Source organism: Nocardia sp. NPDC057440 (assembly GCF_042802915.1).
GTDB lineage: Bacteria > Actinomycetota > Actinomycetes > Mycobacteriales > Mycobacteriaceae > Nocardia.
In genome coordinates this window covers 261,246-279,905 of the sequence record NZ_JBHVDF010000011.1, presented here as the reverse complement: position 1 = coordinate 279,905, position 18,660 = coordinate 261,246, and the positions used below count along the sequence as shown (strand labels likewise).

The 18,660-nt window shown below is 66.6% G+C and carries 19 protein-coding genes; 9 read left to right on the top strand and 10 right to left on the bottom strand.

Annotated features, from left to right (window positions below; genetic code table 11):
* The first annotated feature begins 150 nt into the window (after positions 1-150).
* Positions 151-1,575: a class II fumarate hydratase gene (locus ACFU4Z_RS23680; protein WP_379066518.1), complete on the top strand. Its 1,425-nt coding sequence runs from the start codon at positions 151-153 to the stop codon at positions 1,573-1,575.
* Positions 1,576-1,660: 85 nt separating this feature from the next.
* Here ACFU4Z_RS23680 and ACFU4Z_RS23675 read toward each other — a convergent pair whose 3' ends face one another.
* The 3 genes from ACFU4Z_RS23675 to ACFU4Z_RS23665 all read right to left on the bottom strand — a co-directional run bounded on the left by ACFU4Z_RS23675 (position 1,661) and on the right by ACFU4Z_RS23665 (position 4,808).
* Positions 1,661-2,530 (bottom strand): acyl-ACP desaturase, encoded by an 870-nt coding sequence (locus ACFU4Z_RS23675; RefSeq protein WP_379066516.1) that lies wholly within the window; start codon positions 2,528-2,530, stop codon positions 1,661-1,663.
* A gap of 110 nt (positions 2,531-2,640) precedes the next feature.
* The gene (locus ACFU4Z_RS23670) at positions 2,641-3,186 is read right to left on the bottom strand and encodes an LGFP repeat-containing protein (RefSeq protein WP_379066514.1); all 546 of its coding nucleotides are present in this window, start codon (positions 3,184-3,186) and stop codon (positions 2,641-2,643) included.
* A 209-nt stretch (positions 3,187-3,395) separates the two neighbouring features.
* Entirely contained in the window at positions 3,396-4,808 is a 1,413-nt protein-coding gene (locus ACFU4Z_RS23665) for a PhoH family protein (RefSeq protein ID WP_379066512.1), read from the bottom strand.
* A 294-nt stretch (positions 4,809-5,102) separates the two neighbouring features.
* Here ACFU4Z_RS23665 and ACFU4Z_RS23660 point away from each other — a divergent pair, with 294 nt between their 5' ends.
* On the top strand, positions 5,103-5,375 hold the full coding sequence (locus ACFU4Z_RS23660; protein ID WP_379066510.1) for a hypothetical protein: 273 nt from the start codon (positions 5,103-5,105) through the stop codon (positions 5,373-5,375).
* A 9-nt stretch (positions 5,376-5,384) separates the two neighbouring features.
* On the opposite strand, the gene ACFU4Z_RS23655 is transcribed toward ACFU4Z_RS23660, so the two are convergent.
* Both ACFU4Z_RS23655 and ACFU4Z_RS23650 read right to left on the bottom strand, forming a co-directional pair.
* The gene (locus tag ACFU4Z_RS23655) at positions 5,385-5,807 is read right to left on the bottom strand and encodes a limonene-1,2-epoxide hydrolase family protein (RefSeq protein ID WP_379066508.1); all 423 of its coding nucleotides are present in this window, start codon (positions 5,805-5,807) and stop codon (positions 5,385-5,387) included.
* A 38-nt stretch (positions 5,808-5,845) separates the two neighbouring features.
* Positions 5,846-6,583 carry a TetR/AcrR family transcriptional regulator gene (locus ACFU4Z_RS23650; RefSeq protein WP_379066505.1) on the bottom strand — a complete coding sequence of 246 codons (738 nt, stop codon included), beginning with the start codon at positions 6,581-6,583 and terminating at the stop codon, positions 5,846-5,848.
* Between the two features lie 108 nt (positions 6,584-6,691).
* On the opposite strand from ACFU4Z_RS23650, the gene ACFU4Z_RS23645 reads away from it, so the two are divergent.
* The 5 genes from ACFU4Z_RS23645 (at position 6,692) to ACFU4Z_RS23625 (ending at position 12,041) form a co-directional block, all read left to right on the top strand.
* Positions 6,692-7,888 (top strand): FAD-dependent monooxygenase, encoded by a 1,197-nt coding sequence (locus ACFU4Z_RS23645; RefSeq protein WP_379066503.1) that lies wholly within the window; start codon positions 6,692-6,694, stop codon positions 7,886-7,888.
* Positions 7,889-8,021: 133 nt separating this feature from the next.
* Positions 8,022-9,257 (top strand): hypothetical protein, encoded by a 1,236-nt coding sequence (locus ACFU4Z_RS23640; protein WP_379066501.1) that lies wholly within the window; start codon positions 8,022-8,024, stop codon positions 9,255-9,257.
* Positions 9,257-9,994, top strand: coding sequence for an ESX secretion-associated protein EspG (locus ACFU4Z_RS23635; protein WP_379066499.1), 738 nt, complete (start codon positions 9,257-9,259; stop codon positions 9,992-9,994). The genes ACFU4Z_RS23640 and ACFU4Z_RS23635 overlap by 1 nt, the downstream gene beginning before the upstream one ends.
* A 4-nt stretch (positions 9,995-9,998) precedes the next feature.
* Positions 9,999-10,814 (top strand): HNH endonuclease family protein, encoded by an 816-nt coding sequence (locus tag ACFU4Z_RS23630; RefSeq protein WP_379066497.1) that lies wholly within the window; start codon positions 9,999-10,001, stop codon positions 10,812-10,814.
* Positions 10,815-11,060: 246 nt separating this feature from the next.
* Positions 11,061-12,041 carry a TIGR03560 family F420-dependent LLM class oxidoreductase gene (locus ACFU4Z_RS23625; protein ID WP_379066495.1) on the top strand — a complete coding sequence of 327 codons (981 nt, stop codon included), beginning with the start codon at positions 11,061-11,063 and terminating at the stop codon, positions 12,039-12,041.
* Positions 12,042-12,147: 106 nt separating this feature from the next.
* Here ACFU4Z_RS23625 and glyA read toward each other — a convergent pair whose 3' ends face one another.
* On the bottom strand, positions 12,148-13,443 hold the full coding sequence (gene glyA / locus ACFU4Z_RS23620) for a serine hydroxymethyltransferase (protein ID WP_379066493.1): 1,296 nt from the start codon (positions 13,441-13,443) through the stop codon (positions 12,148-12,150).
* A gap of 150 nt (positions 13,444-13,593) precedes the next feature.
* Positions 13,594-14,160, bottom strand: coding sequence for a TetR/AcrR family transcriptional regulator (locus ACFU4Z_RS23615; RefSeq protein WP_379066491.1), 567 nt, complete (start codon positions 14,158-14,160; stop codon positions 13,594-13,596).
* A gap of 95 nt (positions 14,161-14,255) precedes the next feature.
* Here ACFU4Z_RS23615 and ACFU4Z_RS23610 point away from each other — a divergent pair, with 95 nt between their 5' ends.
* Positions 14,256-14,720, top strand: a complete 465-nt coding sequence (locus ACFU4Z_RS23610) for a PaaI family thioesterase (protein WP_379066489.1) — start codon at positions 14,256-14,258, stop codon at positions 14,718-14,720.
* Positions 14,721-14,770: 50 nt separating this feature from the next.
* Here ACFU4Z_RS23610 and ACFU4Z_RS23605 read toward each other — a convergent pair whose 3' ends face one another.
* Complete coding sequence (locus ACFU4Z_RS23605; RefSeq protein ID WP_379066487.1) at positions 14,771-15,967, bottom strand: DUF885 domain-containing protein; 1,197 nt, start codon at positions 15,965-15,967, stop codon at positions 14,771-14,773.
* 181 nt (positions 15,968-16,148) lie between these two features.
* On the opposite strand from ACFU4Z_RS23605, the gene coaA reads away from it, so the two are divergent.
* A complete protein-coding gene (coaA, locus tag ACFU4Z_RS23600; protein ID WP_379066485.1) occupies positions 16,149-17,081 on the top strand; it encodes a type I pantothenate kinase in 933 nt (310 codons plus the stop codon).
* Positions 17,082-17,105: 24 nt separating this feature from the next.
* Here the strand turns inward: coaA and ACFU4Z_RS23595 are convergent, their stop codons facing one another.
* Positions 17,106-17,735: a hypothetical protein gene (locus ACFU4Z_RS23595; protein ID WP_379066483.1), complete on the bottom strand. Its 630-nt coding sequence runs from the start codon at positions 17,733-17,735 to the stop codon at positions 17,106-17,108.
* 61 nt (positions 17,736-17,796) lie between these two features.
* On the bottom strand, positions 17,797-18,576 hold the full coding sequence (locus ACFU4Z_RS23590) for an isoprenyl transferase (protein ID WP_328405915.1): 780 nt from the start codon (positions 18,574-18,576) through the stop codon (positions 17,797-17,799).
* Positions 18,577-18,660: the final 84 nt, after the last annotated feature.

Here is an 18,660-nt window from a genome sequence, read left to right as displayed (position 1 = left end):
GTCGAAGCGCACGCGCCGAAGGCGCAAGTCTCGACGGCTCGGAAGCGAGACCAAGGGGGCCGCGAACACGCAGCGCCGAAGGCGCTGCCAAAAGACACAGCACACGCCGCGCCGAAGGCGCGGCAAATCAAACACAGCTAGGGTCGATTCATGACGACCGAGGAGACGCAGTACCGCATCGAGCACGACACCATGGGCGAGGTCCGGGTACCCGTGCACGCGTTGTGGCGGGCGCAGACCCAACGGGCCGTGGAGAACTTTCCGATCAGCGGACGCGGCCTGGAGCGTGCGCAGATTCGCGCGCTCGGCCTACTGAAGGCCGCGTGTGCCAAGGTCAACCGCGATCTGGGTCTACTCGACGCCACCAAGGCCGACGCGATCATCGCCGCGGCCGAGGAGATCGCCGAGGGCGAGCACGACGACCAGTTCCCGATCGATGTCTTCCAGACCGGTTCCGGCACCAGCTCGAATATGAACGCCAATGAGGTGATCGCCTCGATCGCCAAGGCCAACGGCGTCAACGTGCACCCCAACGACGACGTGAACATGTCCCAGTCGTCCAACGACACCTTCCCCACCGCAACGCATCTGGCCGCCACCGAGGGCGCCATCAAGGATCTGATTCCGGCGCTGGATCATTTGCGGCTCGCGCTGCTGGACAAGTCGACCGAATGGCGCACGGTGGTGAAGTCCGGGCGCACCCATCTGATGGACGCGGTGCCGGTCACCCTCGGCCAGGAATTCGGCGGCTATACCCGCCAGGTCGCGGCGGGGATCGAGCGCATCATGGCGGTGCTGCCGCGCTTGGGTGAGCTGCCCATCGGCGGCACCGCGGTCGGCACCGGCCTCAATGCGCCGGACGGTTTCGGCACCAAAGTCGTTGCGGAGCTGGTGCGTTCGACCGGCCTCGACGCGCTGTCGGAGGCCGAGGATCATTTCGAGGCGCAGGCAGCGCGCGATGGCCTGGTCGAGGCTTCCGGCGCGCTGCGCACCGTCGCGGTCAGTCTCACCAAGATCGCCAACGATATCCGCTGGATGGGTTCGGGCCCGCTCACCGGCCTCGGTGAACTGCAACTGCCCGATCTGCAGCCCGGTAGCTCGATCATGCCGGGCAAGGTGAATCCGGTACTGCCAGAGGCGGTCACGCAGGTCGCCGCGCAGGTGATCGGCAACGACGCGACCGTCGCGTTCTCCGGCGCGAGCGGTGCGTTCGAACTGAACGTCTACATCCCGGTGATGGCACGCAATCTGCTGGAGTCGATCCGCTTGCTCGCCAATGTCTCCCGGCTGTTCGCCGACAAGTGCATTCGTGGCCTGGTCGCGAATGAGGACCATCTTCGCACTCTGGCCGAATCGTCCCCATCCATCGTGACGCCGCTGAATTCGGCGATCGGCTACGAAGAAGCGGCAGCCGTCGCGAAAGAGGCGCTGAAACAGCGTAAGACGATTCGGCAGACGGTCATCGACCGTGGTCTCATCGACGAAAAGCTGACGGAGCAAGAACTCGACCGCCGACTCGACGTCTTGTCGATGGCGAAGGTGAAGGGCGGAGAGCAAGCGCCCGCAGGCGAATAGTATTCAGCGCCGCAAAAAACCGGCCGGTGCACGAATCCGTGCACCGGCCGGCGGCAATTCATCGCGTTATCCGCGGCAGCCCGAATCAGGCCAGCGACTCGGTACGCAGAGGCGCGAGCTCGGCACGCGCCTTTTCGCCCTCTTCACCGAGATCGGTCCGTTCGAACACCTTCCACTGGGCCAGCAGCGGAGCGAAAACCAGCTCGCCCTCTTTGGCCTGGTCGTAGATGCCCGCTTCGGCGAGCAGGTCGTCGCTGCTGCGTCCGTCGGGCAGCGTCACCGTCGGCACGTGGAACCTCGCCACGCTGTCGGCGACGGCGCGCATGGTCTGATCCGGCGCGATCTCGAAGGCCGCGACGATCAGGTTGGCGAAGAGGACCGACTGCAGCTCGTCGTCGACCGCGATGCGCTCGGCGATGGCGGTGACCATCTTGTTCTCGCCGAGGGCCGCGGTGTTGCGATGCCGGATCGCGGCGGCCGATTCCTCGAACGCGCAGGTGGCCAGTACGTCGAGCAGGTGCAGCGCGGGACGGCGGAAGCCCTTGGTCATGTGGTCCATCCGCAACCGCTCCAACTCGATCGGATCGACCGAGCGGGTGACCATGAGGTAGTTGCGGATCATGATCTCGTGGCGGTTTTCCTCGGCCGTCCACCGGCCGACCCAGCGCCACCACGAACCGGTACGCAGGTACTGGCCGATCTCGCGGTGATACGAGGGCAGGTTGTCCGCGACCAGCACGCTGACGGTCAACGCCAGCTTGGCGGTGTCGCTGAGCTCGGATTGCTCCGGCTCCCAGTCGACGCCGCCGAGGAAGCCGAAGTTCCGGCCGTCGTCCCACGGCACGTAGTCGTGCGGCTGCCAGCCGTCTGCGGCTTCGATGTGACGACGCAGATTCAGTTCCACCTCGTCCGCAAGCGCTTGCAGAAGCTCGCGGTCGGTCAAGGGATTTTGCACTCACACAACCTAGCTGCTGGGCCCGCGGTGCGGGCATCTGAAGATGACAAACAGGGAATGGAGACCGGCGTCCGGCAACGTGCGCGCACGGCTCCGGACGCCGCAGCCGATCAGGCCTTGGGCGTGACTGTAGTCTTGCCGTCCACCCACGTGATGGTGCCCCCGCTGAATTCGCTCTCCTTACCGCCCGCGATGTCCTTCTCGTCGCTGGTCGGGTAGCCGAGCTTGCCGTTGGCGCCGCCGTTGTCTTCCCACGCCTTGCGAATCTCGCCCCACACGACGTGCGAGCCGGTGTCCTTGCTCCAGAAGATGGTGCCGCCGGTGAAGTCCTGGTATTTACCGTCGTTGGGCGCGGTCTCCAGTGCCTCGAGCGGGGCGCCGAGCGGACCGGTCGGACCACCTGTCTCGGTGTACTTTTCGAGGATCTCGCCGGCGACGGTGATGTCGCCACCCTGCGTAGCGATCTTGGTTTCCTCCGCCGCGCCCGCGACGTGCTCCTCCTCCATGTGCCCCATGGGCATCGAGGTGGTCGTCATCGCAGCGGAGTTCGAATCTTTGTCGTCATCCTTGCTGCAGCCCGCGGCAAGCAGCAATGCGCCCGTCGCGAGCACCGCGGTGAGTCCAGCCGTTCGTCGAGCGAAGTGGTGCATTTCCATCCTCTCGAAAGTGGCTACCGGCGACACCGCGGACGCGGTGACGTCGGCCGTAGCCTAGGCCGCTGCCCCGCAACGACCCGGCGAATCGATGACCGACTCGCCGGGTCGTCGCTGAACACGTATCGCGGCGGATACTACCCATTCGATTGTGAGGTGAAACACACCCTGGGTAGTTGCTGACTACCCAGGCGCCACACGGGTTTGCCGGGCTACGCGCTCGGGCCGTACTCCTCCAGCATCTCGGTCACCAGCGCGGCGATCGGCGACCGCTCGCTTCGAGTGAGGGTGATGTGCGCGAAAAGCGGGTGCCCCTTGAGCTTTTCGATCACCGCGGCGACACCGTCGTGCCTGCCGACGCGCAGGTTGTCGCGCTGTGCCACATCGTGGGTGAGCACCACCCGTGATCCCGTGCCCAGTCGGCTGAGCACGGTGAGCAGCACATTGCGTTCCAGCGATTGCGCCTCGTCCACGATCACGAACGAATCGTGCAGCGAACGACCGCGAATGTGGGTGAGCGGCAATACCTCCAGCATGTCGCGGCTGAGCACTTCCTCCATCACCTCGCGACTCGCCAGCCCGTCGAGGGTGTCGAAGACGGCCTGCGCCCACGGACCCATCTTCTCGCTCTCGGACCCGGGTAGGTAGCCGAGGTCCTGTCCGCCCACGGCGTACAGCGGCCGGAAGACCACCACCTTGCGCTGGGTGCGGCGCTCGAGCACCGCCTCCAAACCCGCGGTGAGGGCCAGCGCCGACTTGCCGGTGCCGGCTCGGCCACCGAGCGAGACGATGCCGATGCTCTCGTCGAGCAGCAGATCGAGGGCGATGCGCTGCTCAGCCGAACGGCCGTGCAATCCGAACGCCTCGCGCTCGCGCACCAACTGCACCCGTTTGTCGGGAGTGACCCGGCCGAGCGCGCTGGAGCTGGAGCCGAGCAGCCGAATTCCGGTGTGGCACGGCAGTTCCTTGGCATCGTCCACATCGATCGCACTCTCGGAGTAGAGCTGATCAATCTGAGCGGAGTTCACATCTAGCTCGACCATCCCGGACCAGCCGGAGGTGACCACGTCCTGGGCGTGGTACTCGTCGGCCTGCAATCCCACCGCGCTCGCCTTGACGCGCAACGGAATGTCCTTGGAGACCAGCACCACGGCGCGGCCCTCCGCCGCGAGATTGAGGGCACAGGCCAGGATTCGGGAATCATTGGTGTCGGTGCGGAACCCGACCGGAAGTACCGCTGGGTCGGTGTGGTTCAGTTCCACCTGCAGCGTTCCACCCTCGGTGCCTATCGGCACCTGCTGATCCAGCCTGCCGTGCTGCAGGCGTAGATCGTCCAGGTTGCGCAGGGCTTCCCGCGCGAACCAGCCCAGTTCGTGATGGTGTCGTTTGCCTTCGAGCTCACTGATGACAACCAGCGGTAAGACGACATCGTGCTCGCCGAACCTGGTGAAAGCCCAGGGATCCGACAGCAACACCGAAGTGTCGATTACGAAGGTCCTGGCACCGGAACTGTGGGAATGCGTGGGGCGGGCCCCCTTGACGTCCGAAGAGACAGCGGCGGAATCCTTATTTTTCGCGGAGCGGGAATGCGCCGAGGGAGCGGGGACGGAGCGTGCAGCAGTCACGGTGGGCTCCTTTGTGTCCGCGCGGCACCCGCACAGACGATCTCGCTGGACCGGTCCGTCCTGATGGGATCCGACGTGAGTCAGATGCCACGAGGGCCGGGTGCCGGCCCCCTCGTACTGAATAGCTCAGTCACGGTCAGGACCTCCCGTACGAGTCACACCGACGCGACCCGCACCACCGACGCTACCGCCGACCGACCATTCCTCGCTCCCGGACCGGTAGGCGTGTCCGTGAATTTGTCGTTAACCCGAGCTCACGGGAACATTCGGCGTTCAGGGGTTAGAGTCGCAGACATGGCCGGTTACGAGGATCTGGAGAAGCTGTCGTCCAAGGAGTTGCACGACAGGGCGGTGAAACTGGCGGTGCGTCACGGAGACGTGAAGTACCTGTGGCGATTGCTCACCTCGATCCCCGCCGCCGAGGCCGCGGCGGGCAACCTCGGCCAGAGCGCGGCCGATATCAAGTACGTGGTCCCGATGATCGATGACTACGTCCACGCGGGCGACGGCGAAGTCGCCGAGGTGTTGCGCCCGTTCTACCTGGAATACCTCGTCGAGCACTCCTGAGTTCCCGGCTCAGCCGCGCGGGAACACCGCGCGCCACAGCCCGACGGCGGTGCCGCGCAGGAAGTTCTCCCAGCTGAAGTGGTCGTCCCACAGGACGATCCGGCCCTCGCGCAGTTCGAAGGTGCCCGCGACCCAGAACGCCACGCGCACCGGACCGAACCGCAGGATGTCGGTGCGGTCGGTGAGCACCACGTTGTCGTCCTCGGCCGCGATGTGATGCATCTCGACGGCGAAGCCGAATTGGTCCCGGTGCAGACCGCGCAGGATGCGCCGGGCCAGACCGCCGCCGACGTCGGGCAGCGTGGAGTTCTTCCAGACGAGGTCGGGGTGCAGAAGCTCCAGCGCCTCCTCCACCGCGCCCATTTCCAGCGCCGCGAAGAACTCGCGCACTGTGATGATCGCGTCTTCTGTCAATTCGGTCTGTTCGGACATGGTTCGACTGTATGCCGCGCGGGTCGGCTCCGCGCGGATCAGCGCCGGTCCGCGATGAAGACGGCGAGTCCGTCCAGGATGCGGTCGATGCCGAAGTTCAGCGCATTGTCGCGGCTGGCCCCCGGCCCGGACGCGCCGACGACCGCCTGCTCGGCGAAGGCCGCGACGACCTCGGGGTAACGATCGCCCGCGGCCGCGAGGACATCCCCGAGCTCGCGGATCAGCTGTTGTTCCAATCCCTCTTTACCCACCGTCATCGATTGCTGCGCGAGGCTGCGGAGGTGGCCGTTCAGCAGCACCATGGTGTCGAGCCGTTCGGGTCCGGTCAGGCCGGTGTCCGCCAAGACCTGCAGCGCGGCCTCCATCCACAGCATCTCGTTGGGCCCGAACGGACGCACCCCGACGGAGAGTTCGAGCGACCATGGATGGGCGTTGTACTTCTCGAAGATCGCCTCCGCCCACCGGCGCAGGCCGATGCGCCAGCGCCGCTCGACCGAATCCGCTTGGATCGCTGCCATATCCGGCGGCGCGCCGAGGGCAGCGTCGAGCATCAGCGCGGTGAGCTCGGCCTTGCCCGGCACGTAGCGGTACAGCGACATCTTGGTGTAACCGAGACGCTCGGCGAGGCGCTGCATGGACAGGTTCGCCAGGCCTTCGGCATCGGCAAGGGCGATCGCCTCGGCGACGATCCCGTCCAGTGTCAGCGAGGGCTTCGGTCCACGTTTCGGTCGCTGCTGGGTTCCCCATAGCAGCTCGACAGCGGTAGGTGACGGCATCACCACATCCTTCCGGAGATACGGCTTGACTTAGAACTGTGTCTACCATACTCTCATTCGTGTCCGATGGAAACAGATTCCGTAGGACGCAGAACATAGGGAGACGCCATGCGAAACAAGACCGTCCTCATCTCCGGCGCCAGCGTTGCCGGACCCGCCCTCGCCTACTGGCTGAACAGATACGGATTCGCCGTCACCGTGGTCGAGCGGGCGCCTACGCTGCGGACCGGCGGTCAGGCCATCGACTTCAAGGGCGAGACGCACCGCATCGTGCTCGAGCGGATGGGGATCTGGGACGAGGTCCAGCAGCAGCGCACCGGCACGACCGACATGGTGTTCATCGACGAAGCAGGCAAAGAGCTCGGCGTCATGTCCGGCGACTTCACCGGCGGCGACGTGGAAATCCTGCGCGGTGACCTCGCGGCGATCATGTACAAGAAGACCGCAGACGAATGCGAGTACCTCTTCGGTGACTCGATCAGCGCACTCACCGACACTGCCGACGGCGTGTTCGTCGAGTTCGAGCACGGCCCGGCGCGCACCTTCGATTTTGTATTCGGCGCCGACGGAATCCATTCGCGGGTACGGAGATTGACCTTCGGACCGGAAAAGGACTTCGTCAAGCACCTGGGCCACTACTACTGCGTCGCGGGTGCGAGCCCGTGGAGCGTCGACGCCGAGGGGCCGCGCGCACGCGCGACCGCGTATGCGCACAACGCGCCGGGCAGGCTCGCGGTCAGCGGCGGCTCGAAAGCGCAGCAGCTCTATATGTTCGCCGCCGAGGAGCTCGACTACGACCGCAACAGCACCACGGACCAGCGACGGGTCATCAAGCAGACCTATGCCGACCTCGGCTGGGAGTTGCCGCGCATGCTCACCGAAATCGACGAGTTCGAGGACGTCTTCCTCGATTCGATCAGCAAGGTGGACATGAAGAAGGTCGGCTACACCAAGGGACGGGTCGCGCTGGTCGGTGACTCGGCCTACGGAAACACCCTGGGCGGCTTCGGAACCGGACTCGCGGTCGTCGGCGCCTATGTCATCGCAGGCGAGCTCGCCGTCAACGACGATCACACCACCGCCTTCGCCAACTACGACGAGATCATGCGTCGCTACACCAAGCTCGCGGGCAACAGCAATGCGGGTGCTTTCCTCGCGCCGAAGACCGCGCGCGGCATCAAGATGCGCAACTGGTTCATGAACTCGCGGATGTTCACGCTCATGATGAAGTACGGCGACAGCGCGGCGAACAACATCGACCTGCGGGACTACCCGGCTCTGGTCGCCCGGTCCGTTGCGCAGTGAACCGGTCCGACGGTGCGAATCCGCGGCGGTGTGGCTAGCACCGGAGGCAGGGGTGTGTTTCGATGGAACCGGGGCGGTGTCGGGTGCGTCTATAGGGTCAAGACGGCACTGACGGAAGGGCGGAGGGCCGGTCATGAGACCAACCGACGGCCGCGCGATCACCAATCCCGAGAACGCGCAGCACTTTTCGCACGCGGAGATCAAAAAGGCATCGGTTCAGATGAACCCGGCAGGGCTCGACGGCGCCCTCGAAGCCTGGTCGGCCATCGCGGCGGCGGTGACCAAGGCCGGAGAACAGTTCGAGGCGGCCATCCAGCAAGCGGCGGAACAGGATTGGGAGGGGGCCGCCGCGGACAGCGCCATACGCGGCATCCGGCAGTTCACCGCGCGGATGAGTGAGCTCGGACAGGCGCTGGATCAGCAGTCCCAGCCACTCTCGGCGGCGGCGGGCGCGGCGGCGCGGTTCAAGGCTGCGGTGCCCGAGGTGATCGAAAGTTCCGGAACCACAACCGATCCCGCGGCCCGGAACACTGCCGAAGAGCAGGCCCGCGATGATATGAACACGCTGTACATCCAACCGTACGGGAACACTGCCCCGGATATTCCGACGCTGCCGCCGCCGGTGCGACCCGTCGGTGTGAATCCGGGTGGTGTCGGCGGCGTGGACGCAGGCGCGCAACCCGGCAGTCCGAACGGCGCCGGATCAGGCGAACCCGGCACGCAGAGCGGGACCGAGCACGGCAGTCCGACCGGCCACGACGAGCACACCGGGCAGGACGAACCCACGGACAAGCCGGCAGCTGGAGACCAATCCGCAGACCACGGCATACCGGCCGAGCAGGAGACGCCGGCCTTGCCGTCCGAGTCGGAGCAGCAGGGGAAGCCGGAAGAAGAGGCTGCACGGCAAGTCTCGCCCGCATCGAACAGTGCACCCACCACTCCGGCGGGCACCACCCCCACCTCGACGAGACCGGTCATGCCCTCGGCACTCGCCCCTGCCTCGTATCCGACGACGGTCCCGACCGCGTATACCCCGGTCGTGCTCGACAGCATCCCGAGCCGGCCGAGCACACCGAGCTCGCCCACCGCGGCACCGGTATACAGCAGCGAACCTCGACCAGGCACTTCGGTGCCCGGCCAGCCGAGCCCGACGGCGGGAACGCCTGGGACACAGCCTGTCTCCGGCACCGCCGGACGCCCCGGCACGACAGTCGGAGCGGGCTATTCGAACATGGCGCCGCCGCGCACCCGGCCACGAGGAACCGACGACGAGCACGAGTCGCCCGGCTACCTGCGCTCGGAGGAGCACGCCGCGGAACTCCTCGGCCCGGTCGAGCGGACCGTCCCGCCGGTGCTCGGGGCCGAGTGATGGCGCAATGGTTGCTCACGGCCGAACAGTTCGCGGCCGGGTGGTTCGGAACCGGCATGGACCGCTTACCTTTCCCATTCCGGTTCACCAGCCGCTTCCCCGGCCGCAACGAGTATCAGGCGTATCAGCGCCAGTTCCGCGCGGAACTAGCGCACGAGGACCACATCCACCTCCGGCGCGCGCTCGGTGTGCTCGCCCGACCCGATTGGCGCATCGAACTCTTCGGCATCGACAATGCTCGCGACTCGGCGGAGATTCGGGCGATCGGGTGCGCGACTCGCGGCGGACCCGGCGTCATCGCCGTGCAGGCGCCCGGCCCCGACGGCGGCAAGGTGCGCTTGCGCCGCTGCCGGGTCGACCAGCTCGCCACCGAGCTGGTTCGGCTACTGCCGGACCCGCCTGCGGGCACCGCGGCCGAAAAGAGTTACCTGCTAGACGATCTCAACGACGACCGTCCCGACCCGTTCGCCACTGCGCCCTCACGCGCGGTCAAGGATCGCTACCGGCGCTTCTGGCGTCAGCCCTACGACACCAGAGGTTCCGCCGTTGTGTTGCTCGGCCCACGCAACGGCGCGCCGATCCGGACCGGCAAGCTGCGCTGGATCGATACGACGGAGGGCCGCTACTGCGAGATTCCCGCCAACCGCGCCCTCATGATCCGGCCGGCAACCAGCACCGATATCACCCGCTACCTGGACGAGGCCATCATCCGCGGCAAAGCGCGGCTCGACGGTTAGCGACTTGCGACGCCCCGCGCGTGCTGGTGTCCGTGCGTTCACCGGGGATTATCCTGCCCGCACGGCGACCCGGCGGCGGGCAGGCCGGAGCAGGCCACGACGGTTCCTGCGCGGTGGCGCGGCCACGCTGGTACTGCTGTCGTGCGTGGCCGCCGCTGCCGGGCTATGGATCGGTCATCGCGACTCGACAGTGCCCGCGGTGGGTTCGCCGAGTCCTCGGCCCTCCTCCGCAGCGCCGTTCCCGCCCGGTTCCGGATCCGCGCGGGCACTGCTGAACAGCCTGGTCGTGGCGCGGCCCGAGCACTGGGAAAGCTACGCCCGCAGTGCATTCGGTCCCGGCTGGGCAGGCCGTGGCGGCGAACCGGTGCAGTCGGACGGATGCACCGCACGGGATGCGGTGCTGCGCCGCGACCTGCACGAGGCGCGGATGGCCGACCGCAATAGGTGCATGGTGTTGTCGGGCAGGCTGGACGATCCCTACACCGGCACGCCGCTGCCCTACGACCGCTACACCGCCTCCGAACTCGAGATCGACCATGTTGTCCCGCTGGGTGACGCGTGGCGTTCGGGCGCGTGGGATTGGCCCGCGGATCGGCGCCAGCGCCTCGCCAATGACATCGACAACCTGGTCGTGGCACAGAAACAGGCCAATCGGGACAAGGGCAGCAAAGCCCCGGACCGGTGGCGGCCGCCCCGCCACGAGTATTGGTGCGAGTACGCCAGGCGCTGGGTCGGTGTGAAGGCCCGCTACAGCCTGCACGTCACACCGCCCGAACGCCACGCGCTCGGCGAGATGCTCGACAGCTGCCCGGCGCAGTGAGCCGTCGCTATCGGTCTGCCCGATCGGTGACCGCCTGATCACCACGTCCAACCGCAATCGCACCCGACGGCTACCGCGATCCGGCCGCCGGCCTCGCTCCCGGCACCACCGTGCAAGTACCCGGCCCCGGCCGCGCACTCCCGCTGTCACAGCGCTCACGGCAACCAGTACTCGCGTTTCCTGGGTTCTGCCAGGGTCAGTTTCTCCCTGTCGACCGCGTGCTCATGCCCAGTAGCGTTGGCTCGCATGAGCATCCGCCTCGGTTATCAGATGCCGAATTTCAGCCACGCAGGCGCGGTCCGCGATCTGTTCCCCTCGGTGGTCGCGCAGGCGCAGGAGGCCGAAGCGGCCGGGTTCGACACCGCGTTCGTGATGGACCACTTCTATCAGCTGCCGGTAATCGGCCCGCCCGAGGAGCCGATGCTGGAGGCGTACACCACGCTGGCCGCGCTCGCGACCGCCACCGAGCGAATCAAGTTGTCGGCGTTGGTCACCGGCAATACCTATCGCAATCCAGCGCTGCTGGCCAAGACCGTCACCACGCTGGATGTGGTGAGCGGCGGCCGGGCGGTGCTCGGCATCGGCGCGGGATGGTACGAACTGGAACACCGGCAGTATGGGTTCGAATTCGGCACCTTCACCGATCGGTTCGCCCGGCTGGACGAGGCGCTGCAGATCGTCATCCCGATGTTGCGCGGACAGCGAGCCAGCTTCGACGGGGCCTGGTACCGCGCGCAGGAGGCGATGAACGAACCCCGCCTGCGCGAGGACCTGCCGATCCTGCTCGGCGGTGGCGGCGAAAAGAAGACCTTCGCGCTGGCCGCCCGCTACGCCGACCACCTCAACATCATCTGCCACGCTTCCCAGCTGCCGCAGAAGTTGGCCGCACTGCGCGAACGCTGCGCCGAGATCGGCCGCGACCCGGCGACGCTGGAAACCAGCTACCTCGCCAACGTCATCCTCGATGAGGACGGCGACCGCGCCCGCAAGCTACAGGCAGACCTGCTGCGCAAACAGGGAGACGAGCTGTCGGCGCTGCCCGCCGAACTGCGCAGCTCACAAGCCGATCGCCAATTCGCCGGTAACCCCGACGATGTCGCCGAACAGCTGCAGCGCCGCGTCCTCGACCACGGTGTCGACGGCTTGATCATCAACATGGTCACCAACGGCCACGAGCCAGGCATCGTCGAACTCGCCGGCCGCACCCTGCGTCCGCTGGTGCGGTAGCACAGCGACTTCCGTTCTAGCACAGGCCATCTCGTCGGTGCATCCATGAAAAACGTCTCCGCACACCTCGAGTGGTGTGCGGAGACGTCGGCCGGAGCGGGTCGGCTCAGCCGAGCAGGTTCCAGTCCTCCAGGCCCTGGTACAGCGGGAGGTCGCGGGCCAGCTTGACGACGCGGGCGCGCAGCGATTCCGCGTCGGAGCCGCCGGCGAGCGCGGTGGCGATGATGTCGGCGACCTCGGTGAACTCGGCATCGCCGAAGCCACGGGTGGCCAGGGCGGCGGTACCGATGCGCAGACCGGAGGTGACCATCGGCGGGCGCGGATCGAACGGAACGGCGTTGCGGTTCACCGTGATTCCGATTTCGTGCAGCAGATCCTCGCCCTGCTGGCCGTCGAGTTCGGAGTTGCGCAGGTCGACGAGCACCAGGTGCACGTCGGTGCCGCCGGTGAGGACGCTGATGCCCTTGTCCTTGACGTCGGCGCCGCCGAGGCGCTCGGCGAGGATCCTCGCGCCGGACAGGGTGCGCTCCTGGCGCTCCTTGAACTCGGCGCCGCCCGCGATCTTGAAGGCCACGGCCTTGGCGGCGATCACGTGCATGAGCGGGCCGCCCTGCTGGCCGGGGAATACCGCGCTGTTGAGCTTCTTCGCGTACTCCTGCTTGGCCAGGATCAGACCCGAGCGCGGACCGCCGAGGGTCTTGTGCACGGTGGAGGACACCACGTCGGCGTAGGGGACGGGCGAGGGATGCAGACCCGCGGCGACCAGACCGGCGAAGTGCGCCATGTCCACCCACAGGTAGGCCCCGACCTCGTCGGCGATCTCACGGAAGGCGGCGAAATCCTGATGGCGCGGGTAGGCCGACCAGCCTGCCACGATCACCTTCGGGCGCGCGGCGAGCGCGGTCTTGCGCAGCTCGTCCATATCGATGCGGTGGTCTTCCTTGCTGACCCCGTAGGAGTGCACCTCGTAGAGCTTGCCGGAGAAGTTCAGCCGCATGCCATGGGTGAGGTGTCCGCCGTGCGCGAGGTCGAGGCCGAGCAGCTTGTCGCCCGGATCCATCAGCGCCATCAGCACCGCGGCGTTCGCCTGCGCGCCGGAATGCGGCTGCACATTGGCGAATTCGGCGCCGAAGAGCTCCTTGGCGCGATCGCGGGCGAGGGTCTCGACCACGTCGACGTGCTCGCAGCCACCGTAGTAGCGACGGCCCGGGTAGCCCTCGGCGTACTTGTTGGTGAGCACGCTGCCCTGTGCCTGCAGCACGGCGCGCGGCACGAAGTTCTCGGAGGCGATCATCTCGAGGGTGTCGCGTTCGCGGGCGAGTTCGCCTGCCATCGCGGCAGCGAGCTCCGGATCGAGCTCACCGAGAGACTGGGTATTGACAGAGGCGGTCGTCTGCGTCACCGCATCAGTCTATTGGCCCTCGTATACGCCCACCGCCAGGGGGTTCGCTCAGGCCGAAAACATCCGCGAGTGGCACACCGCTGTGCGTCCGTCTCGACATTCGCCACAGTCAGGCGCCGCTCGCCGGGCCGCATCGCACTCGAGAGCGACTCAGGCCGGAGTGGTGGCGGAGAGGAGTGCCACGAGATGTTCTTGCGCATCGTCGAGGGGCTTGGTGGATTTGCGAGCGCGGGATTGGACGATCGCGCCTTCGATCGCACTGACGACGAAACTCGCCAGCGATGCGGCGCGGGCCGGAGGGATGCCGGTGCCTGTGAAGGCGATGGCGAGGTGGTCTGCCCAGTCGCCGAGTGCCGCGCCTGCGGCGGCTTGCACGCGGGGCTCGGATTCGGCGAGCGCGGCGCCCACGATGGGGCAGCCCGCGGTGAACGCGCTCTGCTCGAGGACCTGCTTCCACCAGCCGACCAGTGCGGCGAGCCACTGTTCGGGCGGGCCTGCGGCGGTGACCTTATCGATGACGGAGGTCATCCGGTCACCGGCGATCTTGGTCGCGGTCTCGACCAATTCACTCTTTCCGGAGGGGAAGTGCTGGTACAGCGAGTTGCGCGAGGCATTGCTGCGGTCGAGCAGCGCGGCGAGCCCGGCGGCGTGCACGCCCTGTTCGCGAACCAGCTCGATGGCGCTCTCGATCAGCCGGGCGCGCGGGCCTGCGGTCATCGGTGTCCTCCTCACTGACAGTTGCGTGAACCGATCGGTCCATGCTCCAATTATGACAGATGTGGACCGATCGGTTCACCGAAAGGACGGAACCCATGAGTTCGGAAACCACGGCCGCGTCCGAGATCGATTTCGCCGAGCTGTCGGGGCTCGAGCTACTGCGAACGGCGATGACGATGGAGGGCAGGCCGCGATTCATCGGCGATCTGCTCGGCATGGAGGTCGACCTGCTCGAACACGGCAAGGTGGTCTTCGGCCTCGAGACCCGCCCCGATTTCGCCAACCCGCTCGGCGCCACGCACGGCGGCATCTGCGCGACGCTGCTGGATTCGGTGATGGGCTGCGCCGTGCACACCACGCTGGACCCGGGGGTCGGCTACACGACGCTCGAATTGAAGGTCAACTACATCCGCTCCGTCCCGACCGACGGCAGGCGACTCACCGCGACCGGCACCACCATCCACGTCGGGCGCACCACCGCCACCGCCGAGGGCCGCGTCGTCGATGACAAGGGCCGGCTCGTCGCACATGCCACCACCACCTGCGTCATCTTCCGCTGACCCACACCCACCCGAGCGAGATGCGGCCGCCTGCTCGAGTGCCCGCAGGGTCACATCGCGCGCACCGCGCCGGGGGTGAGCGGTTCGTCGAGGAGGCGGCGGAAGCGTTCGACTCGGTCCGCGGCGGTCGCTGCGCGATCGAGCCAGCCGCCGAGTAGGCGATAGCCCTCCACGTACGTGCTGATGTAGGCCCGCCACAGCGGGGAGGACAGGAAGCGCAGCGACTGACGGGCGCGCTCGGGGGTGCTCAAGTTCCAGCGCTGCAGAAATTGTGCGACCTCGTCGGCGTCGCGGCGCCGGTCGTGCAGCAGCAGTGCGGCGTCTTGTCGCACGCCTAGCAACTTGCTCGACGCAGTCGCCAGGCGTTCGGCGCGCTCCCCATCGAAGCGCAGGCCGAGGTCGGCGTAGATCTCCTGCGCCCATTTCCCCCAGCCGGGTCCGACGATCGCACCGAGCGCCAGATCGGCGAGACCTTCCGCCATGAGGCACTGCGGCGTGTTCACCAGGAACAACGTCTGCTCGGCCTGACCGGCCGCGACCAGGCCGGCCTCCTTGCGGCAGTGCTCGGTGTGATGGCCCGGGTAGGACTCGTGCGCGATGAGGTGCGGCAGGTTCGCCATGTGCTGTTTGAGATCGGAGTTGATCGCCACCGTCGACTGGTAGTCGCCCAGGTAATAGTTGAACCCGGACCACGGCTTGTCGCCGACCACCTCGTAGGTGACGTGCTCGTTGTCGGGCAGCGGATAACGCGCACGCACCAGTTCGCGCAGTGCGCCGGAGAACTCTTCGACACAGGCGCGCAGCCGCTCCGGCGGAATCTCGTCGGCCTTGCGATGGGCGGCGATCCGCTCGGCCAGCGATCCTTCGCCTGCCAGCACCTCGTCCATCTGCCGGTGTGCGTCGCGATAGGCCGCTTCGTCGTCGGGCGCGATGTCGACATCGAAGTAGGCCCGCACCTCCTCGACGAATCCGATGTCGTCGCCGGCGAACTTGCGACCGGAACATTCCAGCGCGCGCAGATGCGCGTCGAGGAACTCGGTCCGCTCCGGCGCGAGTCCCGCGGCAGGCAGTTCGGCGCGCAGCTCTGCGGCCCGGCGGGCCAGCGCACGGGGTTCCGGTGCGGGTGCGTTCTCGACCTCGCGACGCAGCACCGGATCACCGGTATAGGCGTCGACGAAACCTTCCTCCAACCGGTCGAAGGCCAAACCGAGTCGCAGGTACTCGGTCACGAGCGGATGCGCTTCCATGCCGCCCGACATTAGCCGCTGTCAGCGCCGGTATCGACCCGGTTACCAACGGGTAGTGACACCCCGCTTTTCGCACGCTGTTGACGCAGAGCAGAATTCGGCTATGCGGCCAGAGCTAGACCGAATCTCACAGCGGCGCCACGTTATGTGTGCGTGTTTGCCTCACAGGAGCGTCGGGTAAGTGGCACGAATGAGCGAGCCGAGCCCGTATGTGGAATTCGACCGGAAACAGTGGCGCACGCTGCGGAAGTCGACTCCACTCGTGCTCACCGAGGAAGAACTGATCGGGCTTCGCGGCCTCGGCGAACAGATAGACCTCGAAGAGGTCGCCGAGGTCTATCTGCCGCTCGCTCGCCTGATCCACCTGCAGGTTGCCGCACGTCAGCGACTGTTCGCCGCGACGGCGACCTTCCTCGGCGAGAAACATCCCGACCAGCAGGTGCCTTTTGTCATCGGCGTCGCGGGCAGTGTCGCGGTCGGTAAATCCACCACCGCACGCGTGTTGCAAGCGTTGCTCGCCCGCTGGGATCACCACCCGCGTGTGGATTTGGTCACAACCGACGGATTCCTCTACCCCACAGCCGAACTGACCCGGCGCGGCATCATGCATCGCAAGGGTTTTCCGGAAAGCTACGACCGCCGTAAACTTCTGCGCTTCGTCACCGAGGTGAAATCCGGCGCACCGGAAGTGTGCGCACCGGTGTATTCGCATATCTCCTACGACATCATCCCCGACAAATTCCACTGTGTGCGGCAGCCGGACATTCTCATTGTGGAAGGCCTCAACGTCCTGCAAACAGGTCCGCGACTGATGGTCTCGGACCTTTTCGACTTCTCGATCTATGTCGACGCCCGCATCGAGGACATCGAGAAGTGGTATGTGCAAAGGTTTCTCACGCTCCGGGAAACCGCGTTCGCCGACCCGAACGCACACTTCCACCACTACTCCGGATTCACCGACGAGCAGGCGACCGCCGCGGCACAGGAGATCTGGAATTCCACCAACCGCCCCAACCTGGTCGACAACATCTTGCCGACCCGTCCCCGGGCCACCCTCGTACTGCGCAAGGACGCCGACCACACCATCAACCGGCTGCGCCTGCGCAAGCTGTAACCCGATCGGCGTTCTGGCCGGTCGCTAGAGTTTCCAGGCCGCGTCGAGCCGGGCGGCGACGTCGATATCACGGGCGGCGGCGATATGCGGTTTGCGAATTTCCTTGGCTATGTAGCGAGCGACGAAGCGACGGATCTCGTGGTCGACGCTGGCGAGGATGCGTAGGAGCTGGCCGCGCTTGGTGGCGGTGGCGACATTGATGCGGACATCGCTCGGACGTGGCTCGGCGATGTCGATGACCACCCGCAGCGGCTCCGCGGTGCGTGCGGTCAGGCGCAGGTGGATATTGCCCTCGACCTGGAAGCGGTGCCGGTCGACCGCCAGGTCGATGAGCATGTCGACGCTCAGTGGGATGCTCAGCTCGAAGGAGATGCACTCCTCGACATCGCGACGCACCCGCGGCTGTCCGAGCTGGACCTGAGCACCGGCCTTGACCAGGCGGCCCGGCCCGACTCCGATCGGGCCGAAATCGAATGCCGCACCGGCCAATTGACCGAAAGCGCCGGCGATGCGCGCTTCGGAGGCGGCGTATTCCAGGAAGCGCCTGCCGAATTCCTCGTAACTGATGTAGGGCGCCGGATCACGGCGCTGCCCCGCCGTGTCGTCGAGCGCGAATTCGCCTGGCCCGCCCGGCCAATCGTCGTACCCACTCATAAGACCGCACGGTACGCGAGAAGCGCCGAGGCGGAACCCGATTCGCGCCGCGATCGAGTGCTCAGACCCCGAAGCGGCGATGCCTGGCGGCGAAATCGCGCAGTGCGCGCAGGAAATCCACTCGCCGGAACTCCGGCCAGTACGCCTCGGTGAACCATATTTCCGAGTATGCGCTCTGCCACAGGAGAAATCCGGAAAGTCGCTGCTCACCGGAGGTGCGGATGACCAGATCGGGATCCGGCTGGCCGGAGGTGTACAGGTGCTGGCCGATGGCGTTGACGGTGATCGACTGCACCAGGTCCTCGCCGGTCTCGCCCGCCGCCATTTCCTGACGGACCAGCTTGCGGACCGCGTCGGCGATCTCCTGCCTGCCGCCGTACCCGACGGCCACGTTCACATGCACCCCGTCTCGGCCGCTGGTGCGTTCGGCGGCGGTGCGCAGCCGCTTGGCGATCAGCTCGGGGAATCCGTCGAGCGAGCCGACGATGCGCACGCTCCAGTTCTGTTCCGGATCCGACAGTTCCTCCACGACGTCGGTGATCACCTCGAAGAGGGTCTCCAGCTCGTCGGGATCGCGCTGCAGGTTCTCGGTCGAGAGCAGATAGACGGTGACCATCTCGATGCCCTCGGCGGCACACCAGCCGACCAGCTCGGCGATCTTCAGCGCACCCACTCGATGCCCGTGGCTGACATCGGTGAAACCGTTCTCCCGCGCCCAGCGCCGATTACCATCGCACATCACCGCGACATGCCGGGGATGTTGTTTGCCGGCGAGCTGCTTGGACAGCCGCGCCTCGTAGATGCGGTATGGCAAACCACGCACCCGACTCGGAAACTCCACGGCGACCTACAGTACGCCTCAGCGGCGAGATCCCAGCAGCGACCGCGAATCCCGTACAGTGACGGAGAGCCATAACTTACGGTC

Coding starts and splice junctions, on each gene's coding strand:
- ACFU4Z_RS23595 (WP_379066483.1), bottom strand. CDS start 17,735: ATGAGTGGGTACGACGATTGGCCGGGCGGGCCAGGCGAATTCGCGCTC.
- ACFU4Z_RS23610 (WP_379066489.1), top strand. CDS start 14,256: ATGAGTTCGGAAACCACGGCCGCGTCCGAGATCGATTTCGCCGAGCTG.
- ACFU4Z_RS23670 (WP_379066514.1), bottom strand. CDS start 3,186: ATGGAAATGCACCACTTCGCTCGACGAACGGCTGGACTCACCGCGGTG.
- ACFU4Z_RS23635 (WP_379066499.1), top strand. CDS start 9,257: ATGGCGCAATGGTTGCTCACGGCCGAACAGTTCGCGGCCGGGTGGTTC.
- ACFU4Z_RS23625 (WP_379066495.1), top strand. CDS start 11,061: ATGAGCATCCGCCTCGGTTATCAGATGCCGAATTTCAGCCACGCAGGC.
- ACFU4Z_RS23660 (WP_379066510.1), top strand. CDS start 5,103: ATGGCCGGTTACGAGGATCTGGAGAAGCTGTCGTCCAAGGAGTTGCAC.
- ACFU4Z_RS23615 (WP_379066491.1), bottom strand. CDS start 14,160: ATGACCGCAGGCCCGCGCGCCCGGCTGATCGAGAGCGCCATCGAGCTG.
- ACFU4Z_RS23680 (WP_379066518.1), top strand. CDS start 151: ATGACGACCGAGGAGACGCAGTACCGCATCGAGCACGACACCATGGGC.
- ACFU4Z_RS23645 (WP_379066503.1), top strand. CDS start 6,692: ATGCGAAACAAGACCGTCCTCATCTCCGGCGCCAGCGTTGCCGGACCC.
- ACFU4Z_RS23640 (WP_379066501.1), top strand. CDS start 8,022: ATGAGACCAACCGACGGCCGCGCGATCACCAATCCCGAGAACGCGCAG.
- ACFU4Z_RS23605 (WP_379066487.1), bottom strand. CDS start 15,967: ATGGAAGCGCATCCGCTCGTGACCGAGTACCTGCGACTCGGTTTGGCC.
- ACFU4Z_RS23650 (WP_379066505.1), bottom strand. CDS start 6,583: ATGCCGTCACCTACCGCTGTCGAGCTGCTATGGGGAACCCAGCAGCGA.
- ACFU4Z_RS23655 (WP_379066508.1), bottom strand. CDS start 5,807: ATGTCCGAACAGACCGAATTGACAGAAGACGCGATCATCACAGTGCGC.